Origin of the sequence: Alteromonas sp. KUL17 (genome assembly GCF_006538305.1) — a bacterium.
GTDB lineage: Bacteria > Pseudomonadota > Gammaproteobacteria > Enterobacterales > Alteromonadaceae > Alteromonas > Alteromonas macleodii.
The window spans coordinates 68,769-87,938 of sequence record NZ_BJKJ01000019.1 but is presented as its reverse complement, the minus strand read 5'-3'; the positions used below and the strand labels follow the sequence as shown (position 1 = coordinate 87,938).

Sequence of the window (19,170 nt, the reverse complement as noted above, 5' to 3'; positions counted from 1 at the left end):
TTTTTTTATGTTTTTTCGTTAAGTCGCTCTTTTTATGCGCTAATTAATTAGATTTAATGTATAAACTAGCTAATTGCTTTGTTTAAGGTTCGATAGGTGCGAATTCCGTTTTTGCTTGTTTTACCACTCATTACTTTTTCGGGAACCAATGCGTTTGGAGAACAAATAGCACCCACTTTCTCACAGAAGCTAGACATACAGGTTCGATACGATGATCGCTCTAACCGCCCTAGCCGCGAACAATATCGACTGCGCTACTATCCCTCTCTTGCCATCACTTCAGCGTGGTCAATAAACAGCTTTGTGGTAACTGGCGATGACTTTTCATCAAGCCATAATACGTTCGGTAGCGACAATACTGATTATCTCTACGCAAGGCGTCTGTATTTGAGGCATGAAACCGAATCTGGAAAAACTGAGCTAGGCATTATTCCAACCTACAAAGGGCGCGTTTCTTCCACCGGTTTATCGAAAGATGGGTGGATAACGGGGGTACGTCACGTAAGGCAATTGCAAAACGACACTGCCCTTGAAGTAGTGGTTGGTCAACTTGCAAATGCGGAAGCCTCTGAAGCCTTTAATATTGGCGGTGAAGATGCGTATTTCGAGATTGAATACTCGGCGAAAATGGACCAGCGCCATAGCTACGAGGCCAGTTTTGAAAAAATGCTCGGTGGTACATTTGCTCGTGCTGAGTATCGGTTTCGATTAAACGATAAAGATACCGCCTTTATAGAATTGGTTCAGCGTACCGATGAAAGTGCTGCGAAACTTGTTGTGGGCACCAGCGGAGAGTTTGATGCAAGTGCTTTTAACACATCGTATCCTATCGAATACTTCGCATACTACTCCTACATAGACAGTAGCTTTGGTGAGCGCGCTGAACTAATTGAAGATTTTCTGGGAACAGGTCACGGCGGTTCACTAGAATTTAGCGGCGTGCTGTCTGAAAAGCATGATGTTGAGTGGTTTGTCAGAACTGATGTTGTAGATAGCGTCAGCAGATTATTGGCTGGTGTAAAACTTTCTTTTGAAAGTTGAATGACTGACGCTCGTCAAAGTGTACGTTCTTTATTACTACCGAGAAAATGAGCGCCATTGAGCAACATAAAAAAGGCCCATCAAATGATGGGCCAAACAGCAAGAACGCGTACACACTTTAACAGTGCATAATAGGTTACGGGTTGGTCTGTAAATACGTTCAATTATTCTAAATTACGTATTTTTAACCTGAACAACTTTCTTCGTACTCGCGCTTTTATTACAATTTAAAGTGCTTTGTTAGCCAGCCAAGTTCAATCGCGCTGCGCAAGGCAATGTGTGTTATCCGATAGAAAAGGTGTTCTTGTGCCAAGCCGCTATGCTCAGTTCAAAGAAAAACTTCCCATTTCTCGCCTCTCTGACGATGTGCTTCTCGCATTTCGCGTTCTTTTTGATGATCCCCTTGATATTGTAGACCTAGCGCAAGATATAGCAGACCTAGCGCTTTATCCTGAGCGATTACAGGAGAGTTACAGAAAAGAGTGGGAAGCCTATGTGCTTAAGGCGCTGGCTTTCGAGATAAGGCAACACGACAACCTATCCCCCGCCGAATTTATTGAATTAATGATGAGTAAGGTAGAGGCAATACAGCAAAACAATGACACCTACCACAATCTGTTACGCCAAGTTGATCACGCTAAAAGTATTTTACAATCAGAAAATACGGTTATCTTTCCAACGCCGTTACGTCAGCAGTTAACCGCGTTTCTTTTACCCATAACCACCATTACTCCGCCAAAGAAGTAATGTAGGCTAGTCCACGTTGTCAAACCGGTAACGTCAAACAGATACTTATTCAACACTACTTGTTGGCACTTTTGTATTTGTATTGCGAGGGACAATAGCCTCTATCCACACCTTCAGGGCGCAAGCTGGCGTGTTTGGTCTTTCTGCCTGACACCCGTTCTCGCCAATTTTTAAAGGTTTTTTGTTTAAGATTTTTACGCATGAGCTTTATTACGTCTTTTTCCGGAAGCCCGTATAAACGCTCAATGGCTTCAAACGGCGTGCGGTCTTCCCACGCCATTTCAATAATTCGTGATTCTTGTTCTTCAGTTAATGCCATGTCTTACATCTCAATATGCACGTTATAACTCAACTCAATACAGCATTTACGCACATTTTGTTCAGTATCCGCATAGTAAAAATTTCAATAACAACGTTATTAATTCGCCGACAGGCCCGTTAATTCATCGTCTTTCTCAAATGCTAGCTTTAACAGTTCGGCGGCAGCCTTAGCGTCGCTTAGCGCTCGGTGATGCCGTTCCATTTCTATATGAAAATGTTTAGTTAAATTAGCCAAAGAGTACGAAGGCAACCCGGGATAAGTGCGGCGCATTTCGCGAACTGTGCACATTTTTGGTCGCCTAAAATGCTGCTCTAACCGCGCAAACTCTTGTTTAATGAACCCATAATCAAAGTTCACGTTATGCGCAACAAATACGGCATCTTCGGTAAATCGAGCCACCTGCTCAGCGACTTCGGCAAACAGCGGCGCGTCTGCTACCATCTCGTCCGAGATTCCGGTAAGACGGGTTATATTACTAGGAATTCTACGCTGCGGGTTCAGTAAGGTTTGAAACCTGTCTACCTCTTTACCGCCAACAAGTTTCACCATACCTATCTCGGTAATGCGGTTATAGCTGTTGTTGCCCCCTGTGGTCTCTATATCTACCACAACATAAGGCTGTGCAGGGTCGCGTATCCATTTTACGGTTGTTACCGCAACATCAAAACCAGCTTGCTGCAAACGCTGAATAGAAACCAATTGGTTACGGCGAAGCTGATCGCCAGGCGCTTTAATTTCTTCAAAGCGAAGCGCGCCATCAAACACCATAATATCGGGGAAGCCATCGCGAAGGCTTTCAAAATCTCTACACATCATGCGAAGTAAAGTATAGATACTATCTAGTGAACCATGCTCAATTAGCGCTTCTATAGGCGTAAGCAAATGGCTAGACCACATAAACAGGCTGTTCACTTTACCGTAGTGCATTGTAGCCATTTTGTGGAGGTGAAAACGCAGCTTATCTTTGCTATCGAGCTTCTGTAATAATGCCTCAATACTGTGCTCAAACTTAGCGTAGAAGTTATTTTGCTTAAGCGATAATGGCCTGCGATCAAACTCTGTAACTAGCGTATCCTCTTCGTATAGTTGCTTCCAAAAAGTAAGGCCGAACAAACTGCGCCATAACCGGTTTTCCGTGCGCCAGCCTTCAATGCCGTGCCGTGCATAATGCGCCAACACGCCACGCTCTACTTGCTGATTTTGACTTACGTCAATATCCAGTGTACGGCTAGCATTGCGAAGCATGTCGGTAACCGTGCTGGTGCGTTTTTTGTGGTATTTACGGGCGTAAAAGTCTTCCGCAAACGCAAGCAGTGTATCCGATGGAGGATTATCGATAATCTCTTCAAGCCCCTCTTTAACACCATCTTCATTTCCGTCTTTGTAGCTTTCCCTTAGCCATTTTTCTTTTGCTTTGTCACTTTGCGCCTGTTTCAATATTGCTAGCCCTTTGGGCCTATCGAAGGCTAGCACTTTAAGCCCTAGTGCATAAAGTAATTGGTCGCGATAAAAACTGGCAGATACACCTTCTGTAACAGGTAATTCACCCTCTGCAATGGCAAGCAATATATCATTGTTATAAAAGGCCAACTGACTGAAGTGATTGGCGTAAAACCAAGAAGCTTCAGCGTCGCTTTTAGTATCAAAACGCGCTGTATCGGTTACCGAGTCAGAGCGGGTTCTCATTACGCCTAAATCACGCATAGAAAACTGGTTTAAACGACTTTTGGTGTTACCAAAATAGAGAAACAGTAAATAGCGAAGCGCATCGTCGAATAGGCACACCAAGTAGTTATTAAGCGAGAAGCGCTCTGGCCAGCCTCTAGCACCGATATGTTCATTAAGTAACGTTACGAGTTTGGGCTTGGTGAGCGATGCTAATCCCTGCGTACTGCCGTATTCAGCAAGAAGCGCCAGCAGCGCCTCTTTGGTCAATACCCCTGCAATATCGTTAAGCGTAGCGTGAGTAATATCGCCAAACCAACCGTTTTCTATAAGCCAATCTATCTGTGCTTGTGGTTCAGTGATTTCGCCATAATTAAACTGCGTTCTGTCAATCACCGCATACTTGCGATTGGCAGCCCTAACAACAATGCACTGCTTGTCATCATCTAATGCTTTAAAGCGCTCAACAAAGTCCGTTGCACCATCGCTTAAAAGCGCACTGTTAGCGCCTTCGAAGAAAGCAAGGAACTCGTGAAAGTGTGAAAGGTAATAACGTGGCGGTAAATCTTTTCGCATGAGGTATCTTTGACTATGAAAACATCAACAGTGTATATTTATACAGCCATGCTAATCAAATTAAATCCATCACGATTGCGTTACACATCCGCTGCTAAAAATCTTTTTAAACACGTACTCGCTGTTTAGACACCCACTGAAAGAACGTTGAAAGCTGCTCGTCATCTAGTAAACGTTGTAAATTGAAGTAGTGCTTGGCTAATGTCATCTCATCATAAAAGCGATGTATGCCGCTATGACATTGCCTACAAATATAAATACCGTCCTGCAACTCGGCTTTGCTGAAGTGCTTTTTGAAATAGGTGCGCCGATGCATTTTTTTGGGAATAAGGTGGTGATAAGTAAGGCGCGTCTCTCTGTTACAACACGGGCATTTTCCTACTTTATTTGCCACATCGTCACCTTTATTTGTTCGCCTGGCCAGCCGCTATTGAAGCCGACGGTCTGTATCTTATATTCAACGGTGACTGAACGACACCGCTACTACCAGCGCACGCTACTTTCACGCGAAACACTATGCACTTTATAAAGGAAATCCACTCGTCTAAGCATTACGTAATAAACCTGTTTACTGATTAATAAGGCGATTAAATATGAGCTTAACCCGTTCCATGGACTTTTCATGTCCTTACTGTATGGCCCCCAACGATGTAGAAATAGATGAAATTAACGATGTTGGCCAAGTGCAGGTACTCGACTGCCAAGTGTGTTGCCAGCCTATAGAGCTTACTGCTTACCAGCACGGTGAAGACATTCAAATAGAGGCTGAACGAGAGAATGACTAAGCAATTTACTCGCAGCGATATTGATGAACTTACTCAGCGATACCGTGCCAACCTAATTAACAGTTTGTCTGGATTCAAATCGGCGACATTGGTGGGTACTACAAACGGCAACACCAACAATTTAGCCATTGTAAGTTCGGTTGTTCATGTGGGCGCTAACCCGCCGCTAATCGGGATGATCATGCGTCCTCACACGGTCGTACGAGACACCCTTAGCAATATAAAACAACAGGGCTTTTATACGCTAAATCACGTTTCAGCCGATTGGGTCGATAAAGCACATCAAACGTCTGCCCGCTATGCCCCTGATGAAAGTGAATTTGAAGCAGTGGGCTTAACACCACAGTTTAGCGAGTTATTTAGTGCGCCGTTTGTTAAAGAAAGCCAAATCAAGATGGGCTTGAAGGTGGCGCAACATTTAAAACTGCTTAACGAAACCGAAATGGTTATTGGAGAAATTCAAGAGCTCCATATGCCAGAGAGCATTATTGATGAAGACGGATACGCCGATTTAGAAAAAGCCAACACTGCCTGTATTTCTGGTTTAGATAGCTATCATAATACTACGCGTATTGCACAATTTGCTTACGCCAAACCCGGTGTATCCCTAGCTAAAAAATGAACTTGTAGCAGATAGAACAGTCTAAAATTTACAATCGGGTGTTATTACTCTGAATTTTATTTAATCTAGATCAAGTGAAAATAAGACATTTCATTCGATCTTTTTTCAAAAAGAGATAGTATTTAAACATTACACAAAACCTGCCTCTTTGGGCAGGTTTTTGCGTTTAAGGCACTGAATAAAAAAGAATCATTATCGTTTCTATCTCTTAAGGAGAATGTTATGAAATCTGTAAATCGCCGTGACTTTTTAAAACTGTCGGGCTCTACAGTTATCGGTCTTACATTAGGTGGTGTAGCGTTACGTGCACAAGCTCAAGAACAATTGAGCGCTGATGACCCAACTGCTAAAGCATTGAACTACACACCATCGTCAACCGTTGAAGGTGCAAAATGTGCTAACTGCATGTACGTGCAGGGTGCCGATGGCGAACAATATCGCCCTTGTAACATTTTCCCTAACAAGCTGGTTAACGCTGATGGCTGGTGTAGCGCGTGGGTTAAAAAGCCAGGTTAAGCATTTAAAGCGGCATAGCAGCTTTTATGTTGAAACCAAACGCTGCATAAAGCTACAAACAGCGGCTGGTCACAATAGCTTAAAGTTAGTAACTTGAATTGTAAAAGCCCTCGATGACTCGAGGGCTTTTTTGTTTGGAAACGCTTTGAGATGCTTTAACTTAGCAACGAGCCACTTGTTAACCGTCGTTATTAAGGCCAGTATCAATACCTTTTAAGCTTGGGGTGTCAAAACGGGTTGGTAAAAGGCCAGGCTTAATGAAAAAACCATGTTTTGCTTCAAACACTTTACCTATTTTCAGCACATTTTCATCTTGCCACTTGCCGCCGATAAAGCTAATTCCTACCGGGAGATTCTTTACTTGGCCCGCAGGTACTGTAAGGTGCGGATACCCTGCAACAGCGGCCAAATAACCAATACCAATAAAACCGGCTGGCGAATGATCTCCATACACTCCATCGATTAAAAATGAAGGGCTATTTGAAGGCGCTACTAATACATCGACATTGTGCTTTGCTAGCAATGCGTCAATACCATTTTTGCCCGCGGTATCCTGAATAAGGCGAAGTGCGCTTTGATACTGTTCACTATCTATAGATGCTGACGCTAGCGACTTTTCGAAAATATCTTGATTAAACAGCACCAACTCTCGTTCGGTTTTGTTATTAAAAGCGATAAGCTCAGATAAGTTTCTAGCAGGGATCTCTGCCGGCGACCCCGACAAATATTCATTGATGCTGTGATGAAACTCGCTTAGCAAAACATTGTACGAGTCGGGCCAAAATGAATCTGGCTGGGAAAAGTCACTGATATCCACCAAGGTCGCGCCCGATGCTTTTAACTGATTTAATGCGCTTTCATAAACCGCTAATACATGAGGGTTATCGCCCTGGCGATACCTGACCACACCAATGCGCTTGCCCTTTAAGTCTGTTGGAAGCATCTCAGATAAAGGCATGGCCGGGCGATGAGCCCCTGCATTTTTAGTGGCGCTATCGCTTGCATCTTCGCCCGCCATTACAGCTGTCATAAGCCATGCATCTTGAACATTGGAGGTCATAGGTCCTGCGGTATCTTGACTGAAGGAAATAGGCACTATATGCGTTCTAGAAAGTAAACCGACCGTTGGCTTAAAGCCCACTACACCATTAATAGATGCAGGGCATATTATAGAGCCATTGGTTTCAGTGCCTACGGCGAGTGATGCTAATCTGAGTGACATTGCTGCGCCCGAGCCAGAAGACGAGCCACATGCACTTCTTGATAAAATATGCGGGTTACGGGTTAAGCCACCTACTGCACTCCAGCCGCTTATCGATGATTCTGAACGAAAATTTGCCCATTCAGATAAGTTAGTCTTGCCAAGAATGATCGCCCCAGCGGCTTTAAGCTTCGCCACAATCGGAGCGTCTCGACCGGTATTGTTATTAATTAGCGCCATAGAGCCTGCCGTCGTTGGCATCTCTGTACTCTCTATATTGTCTTTCAATAGCACGGGGATGCCAGCTAAAGGTCCTAATGCTTCACCATTAGCCACTTTTTTATCAATAGCTTTCGCTTCAGCTAGTGCATTTGGATTTAGCGCTAAAATGCTGTTTGTCTTTTTATCAAGCTGCTCAATTCTCGCCAGATAACCACTGACTAACGCTGACGATGTAACCTTGCCATCGATAATAGCTTGCGCTTGAACAAACGCAGGTTCATCTAACCACTTTGAAGGGGTAGGATTAGGGTTCGATTGCGACGCGCAGGCGGTGCATAGCAAAACAGCTATCAGCAAATACCACTCTTTCAACATAGATCTTTCCTTAATGCAGAGTCCTAGTGCCTGTTATTGCATTTAACTAAACAAGCAAAAAGCAACAGGCTTTATCATATTGTTAACTTGATATACGTTGAATCAGAAATAGTTCATTGTCTACAACATAAATCTTGTGATCACATAAAGGAAGATTCTTGGGGTAGCTTATGAAGAAGATTATCTAGCTGATATTTGTTGAGCAGCAATTGATAGCGGCCATCTTCAATGAAGCGATTCAGCACAGTATTAAACTTGGCTCTCAGCTCAGGGTCGGGGATCGCTGCGCAATATACAGAGACAGGAAATAATTCATGAAACACCGTTTCTTTCTCAGCATAAACCTCGTTTTCAAGTTTGAAGTGGTTAAATATGCTTCGGTCTAAAACAATAACGTCGACATGATCACGCATAAGCATGTCAACCTGACGGTCCTGCCTAGCCATTTCTATATAAGCTGGCTCGAGCGCCAAGGCTTCCTTAAACTGCTCGCCTAATACCGATTGCGCTGTTTGAAATGCAATAACGCTCTTTCCTTTTAAATCGCTTATATCATCAATAACAAAGTTTCTAGCTGCCTGTGACACGGCCACATTTTGATAAATAATGTATGGGTCAGAAAGGATAGAAACGTTAACGTTGTGTGCCGCATTTTGTGTAAGCCCAATATCGACAGCACTGTTCTTTAGTAAATGTGCCGTGCGACCAAAGGGAACATAGATAGGCGAAAGTGTATGACCCATTTCCGATACAATGGCTCTGACAAGGTCAACTTCAAACCCACTGTGCTCTTGCGATATGACATATGGTGGCTTGTTCCACCCAACCACCACATTTAGCTCTCGGGCGACGACAGAAGAGGCGTTGGCAAAGACGCACAAAAACAAAATAAGAAAACGCATAAAACTCCGGTTAACTTTCCAATCGAACCGTTTTATTAACTATAGGCGCATTTGCAATTCAAGCCACTGGACTAAAGGCTAAGCAGTGAATTTCCCTCCCAAACACAGCAAATAAGACATATTGCTCCTGCTTTTCGCTTGCTTTCATTTTGTTTAACGCCAACCGAAGGTACAATAACCAACAAAGGTCCCAACGAACGATAACTATGGCTTGGCTACAACTTCGAATTAACACCTCCTCTGAACACGCTGAATCAATAGGCGATATGCTAACAGCGAATGGCTCGCAAGCCGTTACCTATGTTGACGCGAAAGATACGCCCATGTACGAGCCTAAACCAGGTGAGGTATTACTGTGGCCAGATACACAAGTGGTAGGGCTATTTGAAGCTGATGCCGATATGAAAGGTATTCTGCAACGCCTAGGTAAGGCGAAGGTGCTTGGTCCAGACTTTAAATACAAGCTAGAACCACTTGAAGACAAAGACTGGGAACGAGAGTGGATGGATAACTTCCATCCTATGCAGTTTGGTGAGCGCTTGTGGATTTGCCCAAGCTGGCGTGATGTTCCAGATCCAAACGCTGTTAACGTGATGCTCGACCCAGGGCTTGCCTTTGGTACTGGTACACACCCTACCACGGCGCTTTGTTTACGCTGGCTAGACGGTATCGATATGACAGATAAAACGGTCGTCGATTTTGGCTGTGGGTCAGGCATCTTAGCCCTTGCCGCATTGAAGCTAGGCGCTAAGCGCGTTATTGGTATTGATATTGACCCGCAAGCTCTTCAAGCGACAAAAGAAAATGCGCGCCGCAATGGCGTTGAAGATCGTTTGGATGTGTATCTTCCAGAAGACCAGCCTGAACTAGAAGCCGATGTGGTCATGGCGAATATCTTGTCTGGTCCATTACTAGAACTTCAAAGTGTTATTACCAACTACTGCAAATCGGGCGGTTTGTTAGTACTTTCCGGCATATTGGCTGAACAGGTCTCGCGAATTGAAGACGCCTATTCAAGCGATATCACGCTAGAGCCCAGTGCTATTGACGGTGAATGGGCACGAGTTTCTGGCCAAAAGCGTTAGTATTGAGTGTTAAATAGACTGAGATCTTGAATGCTTATTAAGTAGAAATGATATTTTCTGCTCACAACTCGCTGCAAAATTAAACAAACACGGTCACAACAACCTAATAATTTGTTAATTTTTTTCACATTACAGCCCTTTCAAATCGGGGGCTGTAAGACTTTCGTACAATATTTAGACTGAAAATCAACGTTAGCTTACTAATGTGACAGATTTTTTTCACTGTCAAGACCACTAAGTGAAATTTTGTGTGATTTTTAGCCTTTTCAAGCCTTGCGAAAACACGTACACTTAGCGCCCCGTTTTAGCCGGGTGTATATTTTCTGTGCAGTTTTAGATGGCGAGCTATACATTTTACAATGCGGATTGGACCTTACGAGTTAGAAAACAATTTGATGTTGGCCCCCATGGCTGGCGTAACAGATAGACCGTTTCGCCAACTTTGTAAGCGCTTAGGTGCAGGGCTTGTTGTTTCAGAAATGCTTTCGAGTAATCCGAAGGTTTGGAACACAGCCAAATCACAAGCGCGTATGAATCATGAGGGTGAAGAAGGCATTCGCTCTGTACAGATAGCTGGGGCCGACCCTGAGCTTATGGCTCAGGCAGCACAATTTAATGTTGAAAATGGTGCGCAAATCATCGACATCAACATGGGTTGTCCTGCTAAGAAGGTCAATAAGAAGCTAGCCGGTTCTGCCTTGCTTCAATACCCAGATACAGTGGAAGCGATTATTAAAGCAGTAGTTAATGCTGTTGACGTACCCGTAACACTGAAAATTCGCACTGGCTGGAACCCAGAAAATCGCAATGGGGTTGAAATTGCCCGCATTGCAGAGCAAAACGGCATACAGTCGCTTGCTGTTCACGGCAGAACACGAGCTTGTATGTATAAAGGAGAAGCTGAATACGACACCATACGTCAAATAAAGGCGGCAATATCAATTCCTGTTATTGCAAATGGTGACATTACTTCTCCAGAGAAAGCACAAGAGGTGCTGAATTACACCGGTGCAGATGGCGTAATGATAGGTCGCGGCGCGCAAGGTAAGCCTTGGATATTTAAACAGATCCAACATTATCTTGAAACGGGCGAGAACCTACCAGCACCGCCACTGTCAGAGTTATATGAACTTTTGCACGAGCATGTAGCTAATGTGCAGAACTTTTATGGCGACATAGCCGGTGTGAGAATTGCCCGTAAGCACGTGGGCTGGTATCTCGCGGAGCACGATACGGATCGTCAGTTTCGTAAAACGTTTAACGCTATCGATGATGCGAATGAGCAACTCGATGCACTAAATGCATATTTTCAAGCGCTGCAGACCCGAGAGACCCGACAGATTTCTCCCGCAGCATAGTGATGACTAACTTAAGAGCAACACAGTATTATGTTCGATCAAAACGTGACTTCACCTTTTACTACTACAGTAACTACGCCTTCACAAACGCAAGCTCAAAAGCCACTGCGTGACTCTGTAAAGCAAGCGGTTAACAAGTACCTTAAGCAATTGGATAACGCAAACATCGATAACCTGTACGAAATGGTACTGGCTGAAGTTGAAGCGCCGCTGCTAGAAGAAGTCATGACTTACACACGCGGCAATCAAACCCGCGCTGCCATCATGATGGGCATCAACCGTGGCACACTTCGCAAGAAGCTTAAGCAATACGGCATGAACTAAGATTCCAAGGGCTTTGCCCACCAAAGAGCACCAATCGGTGCTCTTTTTGTTTCAACACTACAACATTAGAAACTTAAAATTTATGCAAACACCAAAACCAATTAAACGTGCTCTCCTTAGTGTCTCTGATAAAACCGGTATCCTCGATTTCGCGACAGCGCTGCATAACGCTGGCGTAGAACTTCTGTCGACGGGCGGTACTGCTAAACTTCTCGCTGACGCTGGCTTACCTGTTAAAGAAGTGTCTGATCACACAGGTCACCCAGAAATTATGGCTGGCCGCGTTAAAACCCTTCACCCGAAAATTCATGGCGGTATCCTTGGTCGTCGCGGTACCGATGAAGCAGTGATGGAAGAACACAGCATTGCGCCTATCGACCTTGTGGTGGTTAACCTTTACCCGTTTGCTGCTACCGTGGCAAACGAAGACTGTACGCTAGAAGATGCGATTGAAAATATTGATATCGGTGGGCCAACGATGGTTCGCGCAGCAGCGAAAAACCATAAAGATGTCACTATTGTTGTTAATGCGGCGGACTACTCTCGCGTGCTTGCAGAAATGAACGACAACAATGGCTCGTTAACGTACAACACCCGTTTTGACCTTGCGATTAAAGCGTTTGAACATACGGCCGAATACGACGGCATGATTGCAAACTACTTTGGTGCTCGTTTAGACAGCACAGGCTGTGAAGCAGACTGTGACCACCAGCACAGTGAATTCCCACGTACCTACAACATGCAGCTTACTAAGAAGCAAGACCTTCGCTATGGCGAAAATAGCCACCAAGAAGCGGCATTCTATGTTGAAAACAATGTTCAAGAAGCGTCTGTGGCTACCGCTACCCAGCTTCAGGGTAAAGAGCTTTCGTTTAACAACATTGCTGATACCGATGCGGCGCTAGAGTGCGTGAAGGAATTCGAAGAGCCAGCATGTGTAATCGTTAAGCACGCTAACCCGTGCGGTGTTGCTATTGGCGATGATATTTTAAGTGCATACGATCGTGCGTTTAAAACTGACCCTACGTCTGCATTTGGCGGCATTATTGCGTTTAATCGCGAGCTTGATGCAAATACCGCACAAGCCATTGTTGACCGTCAATTCGTAGAAGTCATTATTGCACCAACCGTAAGCGATGAAGCAAAAGAAGTAGTTAGTGCAAAGAAAAACGTACGTCTTCTAGCGTGTGGTGACTGGGCTGGTCAGCTAACTGAAGGTTACGACTTTAAACGCGTGAACGGCGGTTTATTGGTACAAGAGCGTGACTTCGGCATGGTTGAAATGGAAGACCTAGAAGTGGTGACCAAACGCAAGCCAAGCGAAGAAGAACTTCGCGACCTTATGTTCTGCTGGAAGGTAGCAAAATACGTGAAGTCTAACGCAATTGTTTACTGCAAAGACGGTATGACGGTAGGCGTGGGCACAGGTCAAATGAGCCGCGTTTACTCTGCAAAAATTGCGGGTATTAAAGCAGCTGATGAGAACCTTGAAGTTGCAGGCTCTGTAATGGCGTCTGATGCATTCTTCCCATTCCGCGACGGTATCGACGCTGCAGCTGAAGCAGGTATTAAAGCAGTAATTCAGCCAGGCGGCTCTATGCGCGACCAAGAAGTCATTGATGCCGCTGACGAGCACGGCATTGCTATGGTGTTCACGGGTATGCGCCACTTCCGTCACTAATAAGTATTTACGCAATACCTTTTAGTGCAGGCTTAGTGAGGGACACCAACACCTAAGTTAAACACGCAGTAAAGTGGCATTTAGTGGCTTTACTGTGTGTTTGTTATTTTCCTTAACCCTTTTAAATACGCAGACTCAAGATCATTTGCTTGGTTGTAATGAAATCTCATCGAAGCGACAGAGTTGCGAATTATTCTGCTAAGGCGTAAGTGCAAATAGGGGTTAGCTGATAGGCTTGATCTGACCCGTGGTAATTTGTAGTAATAGTGTTATGTTATTCGCCTACCCTCGACAGAAAAAGGAAATAAGAATGAAAAAGTTAGCCCAATATGTGTTAGCCGCAACCCTAGGTGTAAGTGCTACTTATGCCAGCGCAGATGCGATTTCTGATGCCGCAATGAGCGATATCCGCTCTGCTAGTGCAAAAGTACGCGATGAGTACCGTAATCCTCAGCAAACACTGCGCTTTTTTGGCCTTACCCCAGACATGACTGTAGTAGAAATCTCTCCAGGTGGTGGTTGGTACGCCGACATCCTTTATTCTGTTGTAAAAGATAACGGTAAGTATGTAGCTGCTCACTTTTACGTTGATGATGAAACCAGCGGTTACTTTAAAAAATCGGTGGAAGGCTTCAAAGAAAAAATGAAGCCGGGCATGAAGTACGAAGGTGCTGAGCTTACTGCATTCGACCCAATCAAAGCGTTAGATATTAGCGACGCAGGTAGTGCCGATATGGTGCTGACGTTTCGCAACGTACACAACTGGTATATGCGTCACGGTGACGAGGGTATCGACAATGCATTTGGCGCATTTTTCAAAGCGCTTAAGCCAGGTGGCGTACTGGGCGTAGTGGAACATGAGCTTCCTGAAAGCGCAGATGATGAAGCAATGAAGAAAAGTGGCTACATGAAGCGTTCTTACGTTGTGGCTGCCGCCGAAAAAGCAGGCTTTGTGCTTGAAGCAAGCAGCGATGTCAACGCGAACCCAATGGATACTGCCGACCACCCGAAAGGTGTGTGGACGCTACCTCCACGTTTGGCGCTAGATGATCAAGATCGCGAAAAATACATGGCGATTGGCGAGAGCAATCGCATGACGCTAAAATTCACCAAACCAAAATCATAAAATTAAACACTCAAAACGGAACAGTTAATGAACGTACTTGTAATTGGCGGCGGTGGCCGCGAACACGCGTTAGCGTTTAAAGCAGCGCAGTCTTCTGATGTTTCAACAGTATTTGTAGCACCTGGCAATGCCGGCACAGCTACAGAACCTAAGCTTGAGAACGTAGCTATTGATGTTAACGACATTGCTGGCTTGGTTTCTTTTGCTCAAGGTAACGATGTTGAGCTTACTATTGTAGGCCCAGAAGCGCCGCTGGTTGCAGGTGTTGTAGATGCGTTCACTAACGCGGGTTTAATGATTTTTGGGCCCACTCAAGCTGCGGCGCAGCTTGAAGGCTCAAAAGCTTTTACCAAAGACTTTTTGGCTCGCCACAACATTCCAACGGCTGAGTATCAAAACTTCACAGAAATTGACCCTGCCATTGCCTATGTTCGCGAGAAAGGTGCGCCGATTGTAGTAAAAGCAGACGGCCTTGCTGCCGGTAAAGGTGTTATTGTTGCGATGACCCTAGAAGAAGCTGAAGAGGCTATTCGCGACATGCTAGCGGGCAATGCCTTTGGCGAAGCGGGCAGCCGCGTAGTTATTGAAGAGTTCTTAGACGGCGAAGAAGCATCGTTTATTGTTATGGTAGACGGTAAGAACGTACTGCCTTTTGCCACCAGCCAAGACCACAAGCGTGCTGCTGACGGTGATAAAGGGCCAAACACAGGTGGTATGGGTGCATACTCTCCTGCTCCGGTTGTAACGCAGGACATTCACGACCGTATTATGCAAGAAGTGATTATGCCAACAGTTAACGGCATGGCTGCTGAAGGCAACGACTACGTTGGCTTTTTATATGCTGGCCTTATGATTATGGCTGATGGCACTCCAAAGGTAATCGAATACAACTGTCGCTTTGGCGATCCGGAAACTCAGCCAATCATGCTGCGCTTAAAGTCTGACTTGGTTCCACTTTGCCAAGCAGCGTGCAAAGGCGAACTTGCAGGTAAAACGATTGAGTTTGATGAGCGCGCGTCGGTAGGTGTTGTGCTTGCCGCTGGCGGCTATCCAGGCAGCTATGATAAAGGCGACGTGATTACTGGTTTTGAAGAAGCTGCTAAGTTAGACGGAAAGGTTTTCCATGCAGGCACCGCCCTTCAAGATGGCGAAGTGGTAACCGCAGGTGGCCGCGTACTTTGCGCTACAGCTTTGGGTAACAACGTTACCGAAGCGCAGCAAAAAGCCTACGAGCTACTAAAAGCCATTCAGTTTAAAGATGTGTACTACCGCACTGATATTGCGCACCGTGCGATTGAGCGTGAAGCTGAAGCCAAGTAGCCGAAAGCCTCATAGAAAGTGCTAAATGAACGCAGCTTAACGCTGCGTTCTTACATCATTATGAAAAGCCAGGGTGTGAATTCTACGCCCCCCACTTTTACTCTTACCTACTCTTACCACTTACTCACCATGCTAACGTGCAGCAAATGCAGAAATCGTAGTTTCCCAGCTACATATCACTGCTTAACCTGATACTAACGCTCAACACAAAAGAAAACTCGCGCTCAGTACATAAGTAATAAGGTATTGAATTTCACATTGAGTCTGATTTGGTACTTGCCGATAGTACTGTATACATTATAAATCTTTAATTTACTGACCCTCTCTATATGTTGCAGCGCATACTAGAACCTGTATGTTAATAATAACGATCCGCATAGATGATTAACCACTCAGCGAGATTTAATAGGCTCAGGTAGTCTGCTTAAAAAGCGTATTATTTCATTCTAATAAAAGAGATATCACCTGATGTCGAACACTAAACTTATTGCTGTATTGCTTGTAGCAGTAGTGGCGAGTACCGCAGCGTGGTTCGCCTTTTTTGCCAAAGAATCTGCTCCAGACTTTACTGCTTATGCCGCCGGGCCTGACCGAAAAGCGGCTTTTTTTGAGTATTTCACTCCTATTGTAGTCGAGGTGAACAAAGAGCTAGCCACCGATAGAGTGCAAATTCAAAGTTCTTGCGACGCGGATGAAGCAGACAATCTAGACCAGTTCCTGACAAAGTTTCGTGTTGACGATGCTGACCTTGAACAGGAGTCAGCCTGCGAGGTGTTGTTAAGGCGTGCCGACATTGTTCCTGCGTCGTTAGCTATTGCACAAGCAGCGAATGAAAGTGCATGGGGTACCTCTCGTTTTGCAAAATTAGGGAACAACTTTTTTGGTCAGTGGTGTTTCTCTAAGGGCTGCGGTATCGTTCCAAAATCGCGTGACACTAACAAAAATCATGAAGTTGCTGATTTCCGTTCGCCTGCCGACTCAGTAGAAAGCTACATGCTAAATTTAAACACTCACGATGCTTACAAACCATTGCGTAAAATTCGCCAATCCTTACGTGAAGAAGACAAGGCTGTCACCGGGGTTGCGCTTAGCTATGGCTTAGGGAAGTATTCTGAGCGTGGCGATGAATATGGAAAAGAAATACGTGAGATGATCGGTTTTAATAAACTTGCAGTGCTGGACAAGTTAGATCTGAGTAAGCAGGAAGGCGAAGCCAATTAACTCAACCAGCTAGAGTGTGACGAGCTCTGTTGCGCATTTTTTCATCGCCAAATGGCATGGCTTTTAGTCAAGGTGAGTAATTGCAGGTTAAAAGGAGTGGCATTTCTGCGACTCCTTCCAATTACGCGCAGCAAGTCAATCAAGTAAAGTAGCGACAAATTATGGTTCACTACTTTGTCAGCTTCACCTTTCCAAACACCGACGCATCTTTATACCCCAAGTTTTTATCGCCGTTTACTGGGGTGATCTCATGAGAGCCTAAAAAGTGCTCTCTGTCGCCACCATCCGCATCGCAATAGGCAAGCATAAAGCCCAGCGTCATACCTTCTTTTAAGGTAACAGGCGAATTATCTTTTCCGTGTTGATAGCTATCATCAAATACACGTACCGCTGCTTCCCAATGAATCTTATGCGGCGCCGATATATCTCGCTGCCATTTGTTCTCTACGTGATCATTGTAGAGTTGTGGTACAGCCTCTCCTGCTTCATTTGGACCTATATCAACAACCTGATTATCTAACGCTAAGTGATAGGCAAACGCATTGTAGTTATTAAGGTGATCGCCACCAGAGGCATCAGCATCAATAAAAATTTCTAAACAGTCATCATCCCAATAACGTTCAAGGGGATTAGCATAGGTATCTGAGAGGTGATCGTCTTGTATTTCTGCCAACAGATACAGCGCATCCTTGTTCCATCGCAGTTTATATCGACCAGAAAAATCACCGGACTCAGGAGCCGAGCCCCACATAAGCGACGTCATTTCATGCCAATCGCCCCCTTTCCATGCAGCGTCATTGGCTACACCATCTATAACAGGTGGCGTTGATGAATAAAGTACGCTGTCAGACTTAGCTTGTGCTGTGGGCACAGACATAGCCACAAGCAGTGCCGAGGTTAGTACTGCCCCTAGATGTTTTGCACTTTTCAATTGGATACGCTCTTTGTTTGCTTATTTGTATTTTAAACTACCATGTTTTGACCCCATCCGCGCTTGAAAATAGCGCCGAACACCTCCTTCTTTTTTAGAAGCATTACCAATTTGAAACGGTAATTGGTATAAAAAGGACATTCGTTCCCTCACTACCATGGCTATGTCATTTCAAAACGCGTGCTATCACATCCTTGCGCCTGCCAGCGAGGCTCACGAGTACAAAAAGCTCAGCAAAATATTTGATGTATTTCTTATCGCGTTAATTATCGTAAATGTTGTCGCTATGATGCTGGAAACAGTGCCGGGTATCCCTGCCATTTGGCAGTACGAACTTCATATAATCGAAGTGGTTTCAGTACTGATATTTACCCTTGAGTACTTTCTTCGTTTATACGGCAGCGCATCGGCCCCAAACCGTCCTAATCACGAACGCACAACGACATGGCAAAAGCGCTGGACCTATTTGAAAAGTCCCATGGCGCTCGTCGACCTAATGGCAATTCTGCCTTTTTACTTAAGCGTTTTCGTGGCGTTCGATTTACGTATTTTGCGAATATTTCGGGTAATGCGAATTCTAAAAATTGGGCGCTATTCGCGCTCTATGCAAACTCTCGTTACCGTATTGCGCAACGAGTCTCACAGCCTTATTGCGGCGTTAAGCGTACTTTTGTTGTTCACGATTATCGCCGCCACCTGTATTTACTATATTGAACATGCTGCTCAGCCCGATGTTTTTAGCAGTATTCCCGCTTCATTGTGGTGGGCACTCGTCACGCTGACCACGGTGGGCTATGGTGACGCCGTTCCCATAACTGCACTGGGTAAAATATTTGGCGGCCTCATAACTATTATGGGGATCTGTTTTTACGCCTTACCAGCGGGTATTTTATCTTCTAGCTACACATCGCAGATGCAGCTTAAACGCGATAGGTTTAAAGACACAGTAAGAAGCGTTTTGGACGACGGAAAGTTGAGTGAGCACGATGTGCACCACCTAGAACATGTTCGCGCACTTCTGGATTTAGATGAAGAAGAGGCAAAGCTAATTGTGCGCCTATTGCAGCACCATCACAAACGGCTAGATGATTGATTATACGCAGGCTGGAGCGAAAGCAACTCCCAAGAATCGAGTGGTAAGCGCTTATAC

The 19,170-nt window shown here is 44.9% G+C and carries 19 protein-coding genes; 13 read left to right on the top strand and 6 right to left on the bottom strand.

The window, feature by feature from the left end:
* Positions 1 to 96: 96 nt before the first annotated feature.
* Together KUL49_RS15600 and KUL49_RS15595 are read left to right on the top strand one after the other, a co-directional pair.
* On the top strand, positions 97 to 1,041 hold the full coding sequence (locus tag KUL49_RS15600) for a hypothetical protein (RefSeq protein WP_131137885.1): 945 nt from the start codon (positions 97 to 99) through the stop codon (positions 1,039 to 1,041).
* 279 nt (positions 1,042 to 1,320) lie between these two features.
* Positions 1,321 to 1,788, top strand: coding sequence for a hypothetical protein (locus KUL49_RS15595; protein ID WP_242633855.1), 468 nt, complete (start codon positions 1,321 to 1,323; stop codon positions 1,786 to 1,788).
* 55 nt (positions 1,789 to 1,843) lie between these two features.
* Here KUL49_RS15595 and KUL49_RS15590 read toward each other — a convergent pair whose 3' ends face one another.
* From KUL49_RS15590 to KUL49_RS15580, 3 genes are all read right to left on the bottom strand, one after another.
* Complete coding sequence (locus tag KUL49_RS15590; protein ID WP_015000000.1) at positions 1,844 to 2,107, bottom strand: TIGR03643 family protein; 264 nt, start codon at positions 2,105 to 2,107, stop codon at positions 1,844 to 1,846.
* A gap of 99 nt (positions 2,108 to 2,206) precedes the next feature.
* Entirely contained in the window at positions 2,207 to 4,351 is a 2,145-nt protein-coding gene (locus KUL49_RS15585; RefSeq protein ID WP_131137884.1) for an exonuclease domain-containing protein, read from the bottom strand.
* A gap of 106 nt (positions 4,352 to 4,457) precedes the next feature.
* On the bottom strand, positions 4,458 to 4,745 hold the full coding sequence (locus KUL49_RS15580) for a hypothetical protein (RefSeq protein ID WP_131137883.1): 288 nt from the start codon (positions 4,743 to 4,745) through the stop codon (positions 4,458 to 4,460).
* A 199-nt stretch (positions 4,746 to 4,944) separates the two neighbouring features.
* Here KUL49_RS15580 and KUL49_RS15575 point away from each other — a divergent pair, with 199 nt between their 5' ends.
* From KUL49_RS15575 to KUL49_RS15565, 3 genes are all read left to right on the top strand, one after another.
* Positions 4,945 to 5,136, top strand: coding sequence for a CPXCG motif-containing cysteine-rich protein (locus tag KUL49_RS15575; protein WP_039221527.1), 192 nt, complete (start codon positions 4,945 to 4,947; stop codon positions 5,134 to 5,136).
* Positions 5,129 to 5,758, top strand: coding sequence for a flavin reductase family protein (locus KUL49_RS15570; RefSeq protein WP_131137882.1), 630 nt, complete (start codon positions 5,129 to 5,131; stop codon positions 5,756 to 5,758). The genes KUL49_RS15575 and KUL49_RS15570 overlap by 8 nt, the downstream gene beginning before the upstream one ends.
* A 222-nt stretch (positions 5,759 to 5,980) precedes the next feature.
* Complete coding sequence (locus KUL49_RS15565; RefSeq protein ID WP_118491294.1) at positions 5,981 to 6,274, top strand: high-potential iron-sulfur protein; 294 nt, start codon at positions 5,981 to 5,983, stop codon at positions 6,272 to 6,274.
* A 178-nt stretch (positions 6,275 to 6,452) separates the two neighbouring features.
* Here the strand turns inward: KUL49_RS15565 and KUL49_RS15560 are convergent, their stop codons facing one another.
* Both KUL49_RS15560 and KUL49_RS15555 read right to left on the bottom strand, forming a co-directional pair.
* Positions 6,453 to 8,072: an amidase gene (locus KUL49_RS15560; protein ID WP_131137881.1), complete on the bottom strand. Its 1,620-nt coding sequence runs from the start codon at positions 8,070 to 8,072 to the stop codon at positions 6,453 to 6,455.
* Between the two features lie 140 nt (positions 8,073 to 8,212).
* Positions 8,213 to 8,974 (bottom strand): ABC transporter substrate-binding protein, encoded by a 762-nt coding sequence (locus KUL49_RS15555; protein ID WP_131137880.1) that lies wholly within the window; start codon positions 8,972 to 8,974, stop codon positions 8,213 to 8,215.
* A gap of 206 nt (positions 8,975 to 9,180) precedes the next feature.
* Between KUL49_RS15555 and prmA the strand changes: the two genes are divergently transcribed.
* The 7 genes from prmA (at position 9,181) to KUL49_RS15520 (ending at position 17,089) form a co-directional block, all read left to right on the top strand.
* Complete coding sequence (gene prmA / locus KUL49_RS15550) at positions 9,181 to 10,059, top strand: 50S ribosomal protein L11 methyltransferase (protein WP_131137879.1); 879 nt, start codon at positions 9,181 to 9,183, stop codon at positions 10,057 to 10,059.
* A gap of 359 nt (positions 10,060 to 10,418) precedes the next feature.
* Positions 10,419 to 11,417, top strand: coding sequence for a tRNA dihydrouridine synthase DusB (gene dusB, locus KUL49_RS15545; RefSeq protein ID WP_131137878.1), 999 nt, complete (start codon positions 10,419 to 10,421; stop codon positions 11,415 to 11,417).
* Positions 11,418 to 11,447: 30 nt separating this feature from the next.
* Entirely contained in the window at positions 11,448 to 11,741 is a 294-nt protein-coding gene (fis, locus tag KUL49_RS15540; protein ID WP_012520109.1) for a DNA-binding transcriptional regulator Fis, read from the top strand.
* An 82-nt stretch (positions 11,742 to 11,823) separates the two neighbouring features.
* A complete protein-coding gene (gene purH, locus KUL49_RS15535) occupies positions 11,824 to 13,422 on the top strand; it encodes a bifunctional phosphoribosylaminoimidazolecarboxamide formyltransferase/IMP cyclohydrolase (RefSeq protein ID WP_131137877.1) in 1,599 nt (532 codons plus the stop codon).
* A 310-nt stretch (positions 13,423 to 13,732) separates the two neighbouring features.
* Positions 13,733 to 14,548, top strand: a complete 816-nt coding sequence (locus KUL49_RS15530; protein ID WP_039228695.1) for a class I SAM-dependent methyltransferase — start codon at positions 13,733 to 13,735, stop codon at positions 14,546 to 14,548.
* 27 nt (positions 14,549 to 14,575) lie between these two features.
* On the top strand, positions 14,576 to 15,868 hold the full coding sequence (gene purD, locus KUL49_RS15525) for a phosphoribosylamine--glycine ligase (RefSeq protein WP_131137876.1): 1,293 nt from the start codon (positions 14,576 to 14,578) through the stop codon (positions 15,866 to 15,868).
* Between the two features lie 468 nt (positions 15,869 to 16,336).
* Entirely contained in the window at positions 16,337 to 17,089 is a 753-nt protein-coding gene (locus tag KUL49_RS15520; RefSeq protein WP_131137875.1) for a glucosaminidase domain-containing protein, read from the top strand.
* 169 nt (positions 17,090 to 17,258) lie between these two features.
* Here KUL49_RS15520 and KUL49_RS15515 read toward each other — a convergent pair whose 3' ends face one another.
* Positions 17,259 to 18,020: a sugar-binding protein gene (locus KUL49_RS15515; RefSeq protein ID WP_131137874.1), complete on the bottom strand. Its 762-nt coding sequence runs from the start codon at positions 18,018 to 18,020 to the stop codon at positions 17,259 to 17,261.
* 157 nt (positions 18,021 to 18,177) lie between these two features.
* Between KUL49_RS15515 and KUL49_RS15510 the strand changes: the two genes are divergently transcribed.
* Entirely contained in the window at positions 18,178 to 19,113 is a 936-nt protein-coding gene (locus KUL49_RS15510) for an ion transporter (protein WP_131137873.1), read from the top strand.
* Positions 19,114 to 19,170 lie beyond the last annotated feature (57 nt).

What these genes read in the sequence shown, in the direction of transcription:
- KUL49_RS15590 (WP_015000000.1), bottom strand. Translation starts at nt 2,107, where the DNA reads ATGGCATTAACTGAAGAACAAGAATCACGAATTATTGAAATGGCGTGG.
- KUL49_RS15585 (WP_131137884.1), bottom strand. Translation starts at nt 4,351, where the DNA reads ATGCGAAAAGATTTACCGCCACGTTATTACCTTTCACACTTTCACGAG.
- KUL49_RS15575 (WP_039221527.1), top strand. Translation starts at nt 4,945, where the DNA reads ATGAGCTTAACCCGTTCCATGGACTTTTCATGTCCTTACTGTATGGCC.
- KUL49_RS15570 (WP_131137882.1), top strand. Translation starts at nt 5,129, where the DNA reads ATGACTAAGCAATTTACTCGCAGCGATATTGATGAACTTACTCAGCGA.
- KUL49_RS15565 (WP_118491294.1), top strand. Translation starts at nt 5,981, where the DNA reads ATGAAATCTGTAAATCGCCGTGACTTTTTAAAACTGTCGGGCTCTACA.
- KUL49_RS15560 (WP_131137881.1), bottom strand. Translation starts at nt 8,072, where the DNA reads ATGTTGAAAGAGTGGTATTTGCTGATAGCTGTTTTGCTATGCACCGCC.
- KUL49_RS15555 (WP_131137880.1), bottom strand. Translation starts at nt 8,974, where the DNA reads ATGCGTTTTCTTATTTTGTTTTTGTGCGTCTTTGCCAACGCCTCTTCT.
- prmA (WP_131137879.1), top strand. Translation starts at nt 9,181, where the DNA reads ATGGCTTGGCTACAACTTCGAATTAACACCTCCTCTGAACACGCTGAA.
- dusB (WP_131137878.1), top strand. Translation starts at nt 10,419, where the DNA reads ATGCGGATTGGACCTTACGAGTTAGAAAACAATTTGATGTTGGCCCCC.
- fis (WP_012520109.1), top strand. Translation starts at nt 11,448, where the DNA reads ATGTTCGATCAAAACGTGACTTCACCTTTTACTACTACAGTAACTACG.
- purH (WP_131137877.1), top strand. Translation starts at nt 11,824, where the DNA reads ATGCAAACACCAAAACCAATTAAACGTGCTCTCCTTAGTGTCTCTGAT.
- KUL49_RS15530 (WP_039228695.1), top strand. Translation starts at nt 13,733, where the DNA reads ATGAAAAAGTTAGCCCAATATGTGTTAGCCGCAACCCTAGGTGTAAGT.
- purD (WP_131137876.1), top strand. Translation starts at nt 14,576, where the DNA reads ATGAACGTACTTGTAATTGGCGGCGGTGGCCGCGAACACGCGTTAGCG.
- KUL49_RS15520 (WP_131137875.1), top strand. Translation starts at nt 16,337, where the DNA reads ATGTCGAACACTAAACTTATTGCTGTATTGCTTGTAGCAGTAGTGGCG.
- KUL49_RS15510 (WP_131137873.1), top strand. Translation starts at nt 18,178, where the DNA reads ATGGCTATGTCATTTCAAAACGCGTGCTATCACATCCTTGCGCCTGCC.